At 73.6% G+C, this 10,675-nt stretch carries 13 protein-coding genes; 5 read left to right on the top strand and 8 right to left on the bottom strand.

All coding sequences use genetic code 11. The features are described from left to right. Window positions 1–155: 155 nt before the first annotated feature. The 5 genes from rlmN to Q9R28_RS16735 all read right to left on the bottom strand — a co-directional run bounded on the left by rlmN (window position 156) and on the right by Q9R28_RS16735 (window position 4,769). On the bottom strand, window positions 156–1,400 hold the full coding sequence (gene rlmN, locus Q9R28_RS16755) for a 23S rRNA (adenine(2503)-C(2))-methyltransferase RlmN (RefSeq protein WP_271827105.1): 1,245 nt from the start codon (window positions 1,398–1,400) through the stop codon (window positions 156–158). A 41-nt stretch (window positions 1,401–1,441) separates the two neighbouring features. Next, window positions 1,442–2,392 carry a C40 family peptidase gene (locus Q9R28_RS16750; RefSeq protein ID WP_311206669.1) on the bottom strand — a complete coding sequence of 317 codons (951 nt, stop codon included), beginning with the start codon at window positions 2,390–2,392 and terminating at the stop codon, window positions 1,442–1,444. A gap of 180 nt (window positions 2,393–2,572) precedes the next feature. Then, window positions 2,573–3,445: an alpha/beta hydrolase gene (locus Q9R28_RS16745; protein WP_311206668.1), complete on the bottom strand. Its 873-nt coding sequence runs from the start codon at window positions 3,443–3,445 to the stop codon at window positions 2,573–2,575. 110 nt (window positions 3,446–3,555) lie between these two features. Next, window positions 3,556–4,605, bottom strand: a complete 1,050-nt coding sequence (locus tag Q9R28_RS16740; protein ID WP_311206667.1) for a helix-turn-helix domain-containing protein — start codon at window positions 4,603–4,605, stop codon at window positions 3,556–3,558. Beyond that, window positions 4,602–4,769 carry a hypothetical protein gene (locus Q9R28_RS16735; RefSeq protein ID WP_251155794.1) on the bottom strand — a complete coding sequence of 56 codons (168 nt, stop codon included), beginning with the start codon at window positions 4,767–4,769 and terminating at the stop codon, window positions 4,602–4,604. The genes Q9R28_RS16740 and Q9R28_RS16735 overlap by 4 nt, the downstream gene beginning before the upstream one ends. A 387-nt stretch (window positions 4,770–5,156) precedes the next feature. Here Q9R28_RS16735 and Q9R28_RS16730 point away from each other — a divergent pair, with 387 nt between their 5' ends. Genes Q9R28_RS16730 through Q9R28_RS16720 form a run of 3 tightly spaced genes read left to right on the top strand, consistent with a single transcriptional unit; the run spans window position 5,157 to window position 7,006 of the window. Next, complete coding sequence (locus Q9R28_RS16730; protein ID WP_311206666.1) at window positions 5,157–5,885, top strand: class I SAM-dependent methyltransferase; 729 nt, start codon at window positions 5,157–5,159, stop codon at window positions 5,883–5,885. A gap of 10 nt (window positions 5,886–5,895) precedes the next feature. Further along, complete coding sequence (locus Q9R28_RS16725; RefSeq protein ID WP_311206665.1) at window positions 5,896–6,717, top strand: PmoA family protein; 822 nt, start codon at window positions 5,896–5,898, stop codon at window positions 6,715–6,717. Window positions 6,718–6,751: 34 nt separating this feature from the next. After that, window positions 6,752–7,006: a zinc-ribbon domain-containing protein gene (locus tag Q9R28_RS16720; RefSeq protein ID WP_311206664.1), complete on the top strand. Its 255-nt coding sequence runs from the start codon at window positions 6,752–6,754 to the stop codon at window positions 7,004–7,006. Between the two features lie 6 nt (window positions 7,007–7,012). On the opposite strand, the gene Q9R28_RS16715 is transcribed toward Q9R28_RS16720, so the two are convergent. Beyond that, window positions 7,013–8,440 carry a GAF domain-containing serine/threonine-protein kinase gene (locus tag Q9R28_RS16715; RefSeq protein WP_311206663.1) on the bottom strand — a complete coding sequence of 476 codons (1,428 nt, stop codon included), beginning with the start codon at window positions 8,438–8,440 and terminating at the stop codon, window positions 7,013–7,015. A 121-nt stretch (window positions 8,441–8,561) separates the two neighbouring features. On the opposite strand from Q9R28_RS16715, the gene Q9R28_RS16710 reads away from it, so the two are divergent. Beyond that, window positions 8,562–9,080, top strand: coding sequence for a tetratricopeptide repeat protein (locus Q9R28_RS16710; protein WP_271827111.1), 519 nt, complete (start codon window positions 8,562–8,564; stop codon window positions 9,078–9,080). Window positions 9,081–9,231: 151 nt separating this feature from the next. After that, window positions 9,232–9,438 (top strand): hypothetical protein, encoded by a 207-nt coding sequence (locus Q9R28_RS16705; protein ID WP_311206662.1) that lies wholly within the window; start codon window positions 9,232–9,234, stop codon window positions 9,436–9,438. A gap of 60 nt (window positions 9,439–9,498) precedes the next feature. Here the strand turns inward: Q9R28_RS16705 and Q9R28_RS16700 are convergent, their stop codons facing one another. Together Q9R28_RS16700 and aqpZ are read right to left on the bottom strand one after the other, a co-directional pair. Next, on the bottom strand, window positions 9,499–9,687 hold the full coding sequence (locus tag Q9R28_RS16700; protein WP_066653419.1) for a hypothetical protein: 189 nt from the start codon (window positions 9,685–9,687) through the stop codon (window positions 9,499–9,501). Between the two features lie 36 nt (window positions 9,688–9,723). Next, window positions 9,724–10,518: an aquaporin Z gene (aqpZ, locus tag Q9R28_RS16695; RefSeq protein WP_081984767.1), complete on the bottom strand. Its 795-nt coding sequence runs from the start codon at window positions 10,516–10,518 to the stop codon at window positions 9,724–9,726. Between the last annotated feature and the right edge of the window lie 157 nt (window positions 10,519–10,675).

Here is a 10,675-nt window from a genome sequence, read left to right as displayed (position 1 = left end):
TCCCCCGACTTCCCCGAGGACTCGCGGGAGGAGGGGTACCGAGCCGTGGACCGACGGGTGCCGGACGGCGGTGGCACGCGTGCCGACGCGACCCGGGAACGACGGGAGGCACGGTGCGGACCCGCACCGTGCCTCCCGTCCGACCGATCGTCGGCTCAGACGTCCGTCTCGTCCGCCGCGGCCAACTGGCCGCACGCGCCGTCGATCTCCTTGCCGCGGGTGTCGCGCAGGGTCGTCGGGACGCCCGCGGCGTTCAGCCGGCGGACGAACTCGTCCTGCACGTGGGGCTCCGACGAGGTCCAGACCGAGCCGGGCGTCGGGTTGAGCGGGATCGGGTTGACGTGCACCCAGCCCTTGCCACGCGCGTTGAGCTTCTCGGCGAGGAGGTCGGCGCGCCAGGCGTGGTCGTTCATGTCCTTGATGAGGGCGTACTCGATCGAGACCCGTCGACCGGTCTTCGCGTAGTACTCGTACGCGGCGTCGATCGCCTCGTCGGCCTTCCACCGAGAGTTCACCGGGATGAGCTCGTCGCGGAGCTCGTCGTCCGGCGCGTGCAGCGACAGGGCGAAGGTGAGCGGGATGTCCTCGTTCGCCAGCTTCCTGATCGCCGGCACCAGGCCGACGGTGGAGACGGTGATGCCGCGCGCGCTCATCCCGAGACCGTGCGGCTGCGGGGCGATCATCGTGCGCACCGCCTCGATGACCCGCTTGTAGTTGGCGAGCGGCTCACCCATCCCCATGAAGACGATGTTCGTGACGCGCTCGGCGTCGACGCGGTCCTGTCCGCCCTTCCGCGGGTCGCCCCCGAGTTCACCGGCAGCGATCGCGGCGTTCGCCCGGACGATCTGCTCGATGATCTCGGCGGTCGACATGTTGCGCGTCAGCCCTGCCTGGCCGGTGGCGCAGAACGGGCAGTTCATGCCGCAGCCGGCCTGCGACGAGACGCAGAGCGTGATGCGACCGGGGTAGCGCATCAGCACCGACTCGACCAGGGCGCCGTCGTGCAGCTTCCAGAGGAACTTGATCGTGTCGCCCTTGTCCGTCGCCAGACGCCGGGTCTCCGTGAGGAGCGGCGGCAGCATCCCGGCCACGAGTTCCTCGCGCTGGGCAGCCGGCAGGTCGGTCATCGTCGCCGGGTCGGACGACCAGTGCGTGAAGTAGTGCGTCGACAGCTGCTTGGCGCGGAAGCCGGGCAGGCCGAGCTCCTTGACCTTCGCGACGCGCTCCTCGACGGTCATGTCGGCGAGGTGCACCGGCGGCTTGCCGCGCTTCGGCGACGCGAACTGCAGGAGGGGTCGCCCCTCGGAGTCCTGCGCCTGGGTCCACCCCTCGGTGCGCGGGCGCACCTGCGGACGCGTGGAGCGCTGCTCCTCGAACGGGGTGCGGGTCTCGGTGGCCATCACTCCAGTTTACGGGAGGTGTGCAACTCCCCGTCGACGCGTCACTCCCCCGCGGGCAGCAGACGCGCGAAGTGGTGGGCGTTCGGGTACAGCGGCACGATGTCGACCGGGTCGCCGGGGTGCGGCGCCTGCAGCACGATGCCGTCGCCGAGGTAGATGCCGGCGTGGTCCTCGTTGTCGAACACCACGAGGTCGCCCGGCAGGGCCTCGGACTGCGGGATCGTCGTGGCGACCGCGTCCTGCGACGGCACGTAGTGGACGAGCGGGATGCCGACGGCCGCGTACGCCACCATCGTCAGTCCCGAGCAGTCGATGCCGGAGTGGCTCGCGCCGCCCTCGACGTACGGGTCCCCCATGTACTGCAGCGCCGTCGAGACGATCGTGGCGCGCTTGCCGCCCGCCGACAGCACCTTCGAGATGGCCGCCTCGGCCTGCTGCGTGGTGACGCCGTACTTCGTGACGATGGTCGGGTAGGACACGATCGTCGTGGTCGTCGTCATGCCGTCCGTCTGCACGACGGGGACCTCGACGTCGCGGGCGACGGTGAAGGACTGCGCGTCGTCCGCAACCGTGGTGGTGGACGCCGAGCTGCTCGTCGTGGTCGCCGGGGCCGCGTTGGCAGGGACCGCGAGCGTCAGCGTCGACGTCACGGCGAGCGCCGGTGCGAGCAGGATCGCCGCACGCTTGGCGTTCGCGGCGCGGCGGACGTGCCGCGGGTCCGCGGCCCGCTCGGCGCGGAGTGCTGCGGAGCGTGAGAGCACCGCGGCGCCGGCGACGGCGGTCGACGCGACCGGGCGCGGTGCGGCGAGCGCGACCGTGCGCGCGGGCTTCGCGGGCTGCACGAAGGAGGAACGGGCGACCGCGGGGCCGAGGGCGGCGCGACGGCCGCGGGGACGCCGCAGCTCCGCGGGTCCCGACGATCCGGGTGCGGTCGGCTCGGGTGCTGCCGACCGTGCGCCGTCGTGGGCTGCGGGCAGTGCGTGTCGTCCCATGGTTCCTTCCGCGATCGGGCGACGGGTGGTCGACCGGCTCAGGGAGATAACGTATTGGTCACGAAGCTGTGACCGCCAGGGCTGGAGCGTCCGGTTCCTGCGGTTCGTCTCAGCCTGCCGGGTCGGGCGCAGCCCTCCCCGAGCGAGCGGAGGGTACGCAGCGGTCAGGCGCGGCAGCGGTCAGGCGCGCTCGAGGTGACTCCGGACGCGCTCCTGCACGCGGGCCGCGTCGTGGTGGTCCCAGAGCCCGAAGTGGGTGCCGCCGGGCAGTGTGAGGAGCTCGGCTCCGGGCACGGTCGCAGCGGCCCGGGCACTGTGCTCCATCGGGACCTCGGTGTCCGCGTCGCCGTGCACCAGGAGCGTCGGTGCCCGGACGGCCCCGAGCTCGAGGTCGTCCACCGCTCCGAGCACCCGCACGTCGTTGTCCCACCCCGGACGGTTGCGCCCGCCCGCGTTGCCGCTCGAGGACAGGTCGAGCAGGACCCGGCGCCGGGGCCGGTCGTGCAGGACGTCCGCGACGTGTGCGGTGAGTGCCCGCCCGCGCAGGGAGCTGACGCCGGCCTCGGCGGTGCGGACGACGACGGACGGCAGCAGTCGCGCGGCGGACGCGGCGAGCGCCGCACCGACCCGGGTGTACGCGACGACCCACTCGGCGAAGGACGGCTTCGGCGGGACCCACCGCGCGGACAGCCCGGCGACGACGACGAGCGTCCGGATCCGGTCCGGGTGGCGGACCGCGAACCGGTAGGCAGCCGGGCCGCCGCCGGACCACGCCAGCACGGCGACACGGTCGATGCCGAGTTCGTCGAGGAGCGCCGCGTACCGGTCGGCCTCGTCGTCGAGCGAGGGGTGGTCCGGCTCGAGGGTCGTCCCCGCGTAGCCCGGTCGTGCGAGGGTCACGACGCGGAAGCGGTCGGAGGGCAGGAAGCGGGCCATCGCCTCGGCGGAGGAGATCCCGCCGGGGGTGCCGTGCAGGACGAGGACCGGGGCGCCGGTCCCGCGCACGGCGACCGCGATCCCGCCGGTCCCGGTGCTCGGTGACGTCCGCTGCATCCCTGCACGCTACCCAGCGCAGCATGGGGCGGACCGGGGCTGCGCGGTGGACGCGCCGGGTGCCTCCCGACCGACCTGCGGATCCGGACAGGCGAGGGAGACGGGCGGGCTCAGCCCGGCTGGGACCCCCGCGTGCGACCGGGGGTCCCGGCGACCGCGATCATCCGTCGCTGCCCTCGCAGCGTCTCCCCCGGGTGCTCGCCGTAGCGCGCGGAGTACGCGCCGGAGAAACGCCCCATGTGCCGGAAGCCGCAGGAGGACGCCACGGCTCCCACCGAGGTCTCCCTTGCGTCGGCGAGCTGCAGCGCGATCCGGGCCTTGTCGAGCCGGAGGTCCCGGAGGAACGCGGTCGGCGTCGATGCCTCGTGCCGTTGGAAGGTCTCCTGCAGCGTCCGGACACTGGACTCGGCGCCGGCGGCGATCTCTGCGGTGCTGAGCGGGCGGGCGAAGTGCGCGTACATGTACGCCTTCGCCCGCTCGAGCGTGGCGACGGGGCCGTCGGGGACACCGCCGTCGGGGTCGGGGCGGAACGCCTCGAGGACGGCCTCGGCGAGGCGCAGGTCCAGCCCCGCCCGCTCTCCGTCGACCACGTCGACGTCGAGCATCGCACCGGCGAGCTCGCGGAGCGTGCGCTGCAACGGCGCGAGGCGGGCGGACGGCACGGCGGCCGGGAACGCCAGCGGCACGGGGACGGCCGCACCGCCGACGACCGCGACGGCCTCGAGGAAGTCCGCGTCGAAGTGCACCAGGTGCACGGTGCCGGGCGGCGCCGCCACCGAGAAGGGACGACCCGCCGGGCACATCACCGGGACGCCCGGGCGGAGCGTGACGCCGTCCTCGCGGTCCGGGTCGAGCACGACACCGCCCTCGACCGACCACGCGAGCAGGTACTGCCGGCCGGGGTCGAGCACACCGCCGTGGTGCGCCGAGACCGACGAGGTCCGCAGGCTCACCCGCCCGTCCCCGGTGGCGCGGTACCGGTAGCTGAAGGGGGCGTCCCCGTCGGGACGGCACCACAGGTCGTGGCCGTCGTACACGTCCTCGTGGAGGGTGCGGGCCCCGCCGGGTTCCGTGCCGCTGTGCACGACCTGTCGGACCGAGGTCCGGCGCTGCTCGGTCGACCGGTCCTCCGCGGGCGGGTCGACGGTCGCGGTGATCACGTGCGGTCGCCGCGGCTGGGTCCGCGGACCCGCCCCAGGTCCGCGAGCGACGGCGCCGGGGCGCCCTCGGGCACCGCCCAGCCCCGTCGCGCGGCTCGGCGGAGGTGCCGGTAGGTGATGACGCGGACCGGTTCGACCCGCTCGTCCGTCTGGTACGTCGACATGTCGTGCTCCCTGCATCACGACCGCCTGGCGTCCTGCGTCGTCCGGAGCGTCCGGTCGGCAGGGTCGCGGGGTGGCGTGGCACCCACCCTTGCGGCCCCCGCGTGGCGTGGCCGCCGGACGATCTCGTCGTGTCGGCGACGGTACGCGCCGCCGGACGGCACCGCGGACACCGGACACCCAGGCCGCGCACTCCGGACGGAACGTCGTCGTCCGTCCGTCCGGTGTGCGACGGATGGGAGGCGCGTGGCGGGCGGCCGTGTGCCTCCCGTCCGGCAGCCGCTCGCGACAGGCCGACGACGCCGGTCCGGGCCTGATCGCGGCGGGCCGCCGTTGCCGGTCCGGCAAGGATCCTTGCGGTGCGCTCCGGTGCGCGGTCGACTGGGCGGATGCACGCGCACGACGACCCCTCCGCCCCCGCCGACGCACACACCTCGGCCCGCCCCGACGGCACTCCCGCGAGTGGGGGCGGCACGGCGCGTGACTGGTGGGAGGCCCGGTACGCCGAACGGGACGGGATCTGGTCGGGCCGGGTGAACGCGGTGCTCGCCGACGTGGTCGCCGGACTGCCGTCGGGTGGCGGCCGGGCACTCGACCTCGGGTGCGGTGAGGGCGGCGACGTCGTCTGGCTCGCGGAGCAGGGCTGGACGGTGACCGGTGTCGACCTGTCGCAGACCGCCGTCGACCGCGCCGACCGTGCGGCGCGGTCGGCCGGGGTGGCCGGACGGACCCGGTTCGTCGCCGCCGACCTGGCGACCTGGAGCCCGGCTCCCGACGAGCGGTTCGACCTGGTCACGGCGTCCTTCCTGCAGTCGTGGCCGGTCGGCATCCCCCGCGACGCGATCCTGCACCGGGCGACCACGGCGGTCGCCCCCGACGGGCACCTGCTCGTCACCGCCCACGCCGCTCCGCCGCACCGCGACGTGCCCGAGGAGATGCGGTCCTACCGCTTCCCGACGCCCGAGCAGGACCTGGCGGCGCTGCGGCTCGACGACGGGTGGGACGTCCTGGTGGCCGAGGGCCGACCGCGATCGGCGACCGGACCGGACGGGGAGCGACACGAGACGGTGGACAGCGTCGTGCTCGTGCGGCGGCGGCCGGCGGAGGTCGACGCGTAGCGTCGGCGAGGTGGGGACGGACGGCACGGAGGGCACGGGCACGGCGCACGGCGTCGTCGTGCCGCTCGACGTCGCCGGGGTCAGGGTGGGCGAGCTGCACGACGGCGCGGACGTCCCGTCGGCCTGGGTGCCGCGGCCCTTCCTGCACCCGGTGCGGACCCTCGGCGGCGTGGTGCTCACCGACCGTCACCCCGAGGACCACCCCTGGCACTGCGGCCTCGGCGTCGCGTTCCCGGACCTCGACGGCGTCAACTGCTGGGGTGGACCGACGTACGTGGACGGTCCCGGCTACCGGTGGCAGGACGACCACGGCACCGCGACCGTCGGCCCCTCCGAGACGGACGGCGCCCGGGTGCGGCTCGGCACCGAATGGCGCGACCCGGCCGGCGCGCTGCTGCTCCACGAGGAGCGCACGCTCGGCTGGCGTGCGACGCCGGACGGCTGGCAGCTCGAGTGGACGTCCACGCTCCGCGCGCCCGGTGCCCGACCGGTCGCGCTCGGCAGTCCGGCCAGCCACGGTCGCTCCGGTGCCGGCTACGGCGGCTGGTTCCTGCGGTTCGCGCCCTGCACGGACGTCGTGGTCCGCACCCCCGACGGCGCGGGCGAGCACCGCGTGCACGGTTCCGTCGCACCGTGGGTGGCCTGGACCGGTTCCTTCGCCGACGGACGGGCGCACGTGCTCGTCGAGGCGCTGGACCACCGCGATCCGTGGTTCGTCCGGGTCGCGGAGTACCCCGCGGTCGGTTCGGCGCTCGCCTGGCGCTCCCCCGTCGTCGTCCAGCCGGACGAGCCGCTCGTGCGGTCCTTCCGCGTGACGGCCTCCGACGGCTGACGATCCGTCTGCGCCGTCCGCGTAGCCTCGCGGTGTGTTCCTGATCTTCGGCACCCGCGGCTCCGACACCCTGCTCACCGTGGTCCGCTTCGTCTGCGGGGTGTGCGGCGTCCTGGCGGCGCAGCGGGTGGTGCGCCGCACGACGAAGCTCAGCCTGTTCTTCGTCCCGCTCGTCCCGCTGTCGCGCTCGCACCGCAACGAGTGCACCAACTGCGGTGCGGTGACCCGGGTCACGGCCGAGCAGGCGGACCGGGCGATGACCTGGTCGGACGGTCGACCCGGCGCCTGACGCGGGTCAGCGCGCGCCGTCGAGCGGCAGTGCGTCGCTCGTCGTGCGCAGGGACTCCTGGCGGAGCTCCAGCTGCGTGGTGGCCAGCGCGGCGAGGTCGCGCAGGTTCGCCAGGTCGCCCTCGGACGCCTCACGCGGACGGACGTCGAGCACGGCGAGGGTCCCCACCGCGGTGCCGTCGTGCCGCAGCAGGGGCACGCTCACGTAGAACCGGATGCCGAGCGGCCCGGTGACGAGCGGACTCTGCCGCATCTCCGGGTGCACGGACCCGTCCGGGATCACCACGGGGACGGGTACCGGCGCGAAGCCGCTGCGGAAGCTGATGCTGCGCGCTGCCTCGTCGACCCCCTCGGCGATCCACGACTGCGACCACTCACGGTCCTCGTCGAGCACGTCGACCAGGGCGATCGGGGCGTCGAAGAGCCGTGCGGCCATCGCCACGGTGCGTTGCAGCGACTCCTCGGGCAGCGAGTCGAGCGTGGCAGGGCGGGCGTCCGCCGGGGCGGCTGGGGTCGGCTCGGCGGGGCCTGCGTCGGCGGTCGCGGTCGCAGCGGGGGCGGCATCGGACCGGGCAGCGGTGGCCGCGGGGTCGGCTGCAGCACTCTCGGTGATGACGACGTCGCGCAGCATCGTGACGAGCTGCGCACCGAGGGGCCGCTCCGTCGGGTCCTGCGCCGTCATCGCGCGGAGCAGGTGCTTCCAGTGCTCCGGCAGCGGCTCCGGCACGACCGGGTCGCGCGACAGCCGGGCGATGGCGGACTCGACGAGCGACCCCGGGAACTCGCGGCGTCGCGTGAAGCACTGGAGCAGCACGAGACCGAGCGAGTACACGTCGCTCGCGGGACCGACGTCCGCACCCCGGGCCTGCTCCGGGCTGAGGTAGGCAGCCGTGCCCGTCGTGACACCGTCAGCGGTGAGCCGTTCGACCCCCGCGGCCAGGGCGATCCCGAAGTCGGTCAGCCGTGCCCGGGCCCGGTCGGAGCCGGTGCCGTAGTCCACGAGCAGGATGTTGGACGGCTTGATGTCGCGGTGCACGACGCCGTGCGGGTGGATGTACTCGAGCGCCTCGGCCATGTCGTAGCCGATCTCGGCGATGTGCTTCGCGGAGAGCGGTCCGACCTCGAGCCGCGCCTCCAGGTCCTGTCCGACGACGAGCGACATGACGAGGAAGCGTCGCGGACCACTGCCGACGACGTCGACCACACCCGCGTCGAGCAACCCGACCAGCCCGTGGTGCTCGAGCGCAGCGAGGACGCCGAGCTCTGCCTCCTGCCGTGCCAGGTCGACGGACCCCGGGTGGAAGAGCTTCACGGCGACGGGACGGTGCAGCACCTCGTCGGTGGCGCGGTACACGACGGACATGCCGCCACGTCCGATCTCCTGCTCGAGTCGGTAGCGCCCGTCGAGGAGCGGCGCGGCGTCGTCGTGTCCCATGGGTTCCTCGTCGTCCTGTCGGTGGGCAACGATGCATCTTCGCATCCCGGTGCCCCGGATGCGCGCAGGGGCACGTCCACCGGATGGTCGCGCGTCGCAGCGGTGCCGCTAGCGTGACCGTGTGAGCGACACCACGACCCCGCAGCCACGACTCTCCGACCCCGACTGGGAAGCGCGCGTCGCGTCGCTGTGGGCGGACGACACCGTGGACGACGCTGCCCGGATCGACCGGATGCGCGAGCTCGCGGCGGTCGCGCCCCACCCCGCGCTCGGCTCGTTCGAGCTCGGTGGCGCACACGACTCCGGCGGGCAGGAGGCCGCCGCGCACGAGCAGTACGCCGCGGCGACCGAGGCGGGGCTCGGCACCGTCGACCCCGATCGTGCCGCACGGCTGGTCGTGCAGCACGCGTCGACCCTCCGGAACCTCGGCCGGATCGACGATGCGATCGCGATGCTCCGCGACGCCCCATCGCACCCTGCGACCGGAGCGGCCCCTCGCGTCTTCCTCGCGCTCGCGCTGCACAGCGCGGGCCGGGTGGACGAGGCACTCCGGGTGGCGATCGAGGCCGTCGAGCCGACGCTCCCCCGCTACAACCGATCCGTGCGGGCCTACGCGGCCGCGCTCACGGGCGCGGACTGATCCGCCCTCGCCCAGCAAGCTGACTAGTTGCACGCTGGTCAATTGATATCCACAATGTGATGTTTGACATCGACCGGCTCAGGATGGACAGTGGTCGGACCGCAGACGGCGGTACGAACGGGGAAGTCATGGCCAGATCCAGGAGAAGACCGTGTCCGGAGATCGCCTGAGGACCAGCTTGCTGTGCATCGCTGCACTCCTCTCGGGTGCAGGAACGACGCTGGCGCTCGTCGGCGCGTTCGTGAGCCCTGCGGATCAACCGACCGCGACGTGGCTCACCGTCACGGCCCTGCCGTTGGTGCTGCTCGGAGTGGCCGCGCTGCTCGCCGCAGTGTTGCTCAGCCGTCGGCCCAGGTGAAGCAACGGACGGGAGGCGCGGTGCCAGCTGGCACCGCGCCTCCCGTCCGTGGTCGCCCCGTCAGTGCGAGGCGGCCTTCTCGATCTTCTTGCGGAGCTTCGCGCGCTGCTTCCGCGCGTGCGGGTCGTTCCAGGCCTTGCGGATGGTCTCGGCCGTGCTCGTCTTCTTCACGACGGGCCGGTTCGACCGGGACCCGATCCAGATGCCGACCAGGGCGATGAGCCCGATGACGATGATGCGGTTGCGCATGCTGTTCTCCTTCTCTCGGTGTGTGACCGCGTGGGGTCAGCCGGTGATGCGGCGGCGACCGCCGACGCGGACGATCAGGCCGGCGACGACCGCACCGAGGACCGGTGCGACGATGAAGACCCAGAGCTGGGCGAGCGGCGTGGCCCCACCGTAGACCGCGGCAGCGACGGAGCGTGCGGGGTTCACGGAGGTGTTGCTCACCGGGATGCTCACCAGGTGGATGAGGGTCAGGGTGAGGCCGATGCCGATCGGGGCGAGGGCCTGGTACTCCTGCTTGGCGGTGATCGAGAGGATCACCGCGAGGAAGACCCCGGTGAGGACCGCCTCGGTCAGGAAGACGGCGCCGAGGCCGTACCCGCCCGGGCTGGCACTGCCGAAGCCGTTCGAGGCGAAGCCCGCGTCGTGCGCGGCCCGGAAGGCGCCGGCCTTCCCGGAGAGCACGATCGCGATGATGCTGGTCGCGGCGAGGCCGCCGAGGACCTGCGACACGATGTAGCCGGCCACGTGCCGCAGGTCCGTGCGCCCGGCGGCGAGGAGGCCGAGGGTGACGGCCGGGTTGAAGTGGCCGCCGGAGATGTGCCCGACGGCGGCGATGCCGGCGACGAGCGTCAGACCGAAGGCCAGTGCGACGCCGAGGAAGCCGACGCCGGACTGGTTGTCGGTGTCGCTCGGGAAGTTCGCGGCGAAGAGTGCCGTACCGACGCCGCCGAGCACGAGCAGGAAGGTGCCGAAGAACTCGGACAGGTAGCGGGCCAGCGGGCTCCACTCGGCAGCGTCCTCGCGACGCTGTTCCGAGGTCGATGCGCTGACGGCTCCGTGGTTGCGTGCCATGTGGGGTCTCCTCCTGGGTCTGCGGACGGGAGGCTCGGGTCGCCTCCCGGGTTCGGCTGCGGCTGTGTGGACGGCCGGTTCCGGGCACGGAACGGCCGGGGGACGTCGGGCGTCCCCCGGCCGGTGGGTGGTGCTGCGTGGTGCTGGTGGTGCTGTT

It is taken from the genome of Curtobacterium sp. BRD11 (assembly GCF_031844345.1).
Lineage (GTDB): Bacteria > Actinomycetota > Actinomycetes > Actinomycetales > Microbacteriaceae > Curtobacterium.
The sequence above is the reverse complement of the archived record's forward strand: the minus strand, read 5'-3'. Positions and strand labels throughout refer to the sequence as shown.

Coding starts and splice junctions, on each gene's coding strand:
- rlmN (WP_271827105.1), bottom strand. CDS start 1,400: ATGGCCACCGAGACCCGCACCCCGTTCGAGGAGCAGCGCTCCACGCGT.
- Q9R28_RS16750 (WP_311206669.1), bottom strand. CDS start 2,392: ATGGGACGACACGCACTGCCCGCAGCCCACGACGGCGCACGGTCGGCA.
- Q9R28_RS16745 (WP_311206668.1), bottom strand. CDS start 3,445: ATGCAGCGGACGTCACCGAGCACCGGGACCGGCGGGATCGCGGTCGCC.
- Q9R28_RS16735 (WP_251155794.1), bottom strand. CDS start 4,769: ATGTCGACGTACCAGACGGACGAGCGGGTCGAACCGGTCCGCGTCATC.
- Q9R28_RS16730 (WP_311206666.1), top strand. CDS start 5,157: ATGCACGCGCACGACGACCCCTCCGCCCCCGCCGACGCACACACCTCG.
- Q9R28_RS16715 (WP_311206663.1), bottom strand. CDS start 8,440: ATGGGACACGACGACGCCGCGCCGCTCCTCGACGGGCGCTACCGACTC.
- Q9R28_RS16700 (WP_066653419.1), bottom strand. CDS start 9,687: ATGCGCAACCGCATCATCGTCATCGGGCTCATCGCCCTGGTCGGCATC.
- aqpZ (WP_081984767.1), bottom strand. CDS start 10,518: ATGGCACGCAACCACGGAGCCGTCAGCGCATCGACCTCGGAACAGCGT.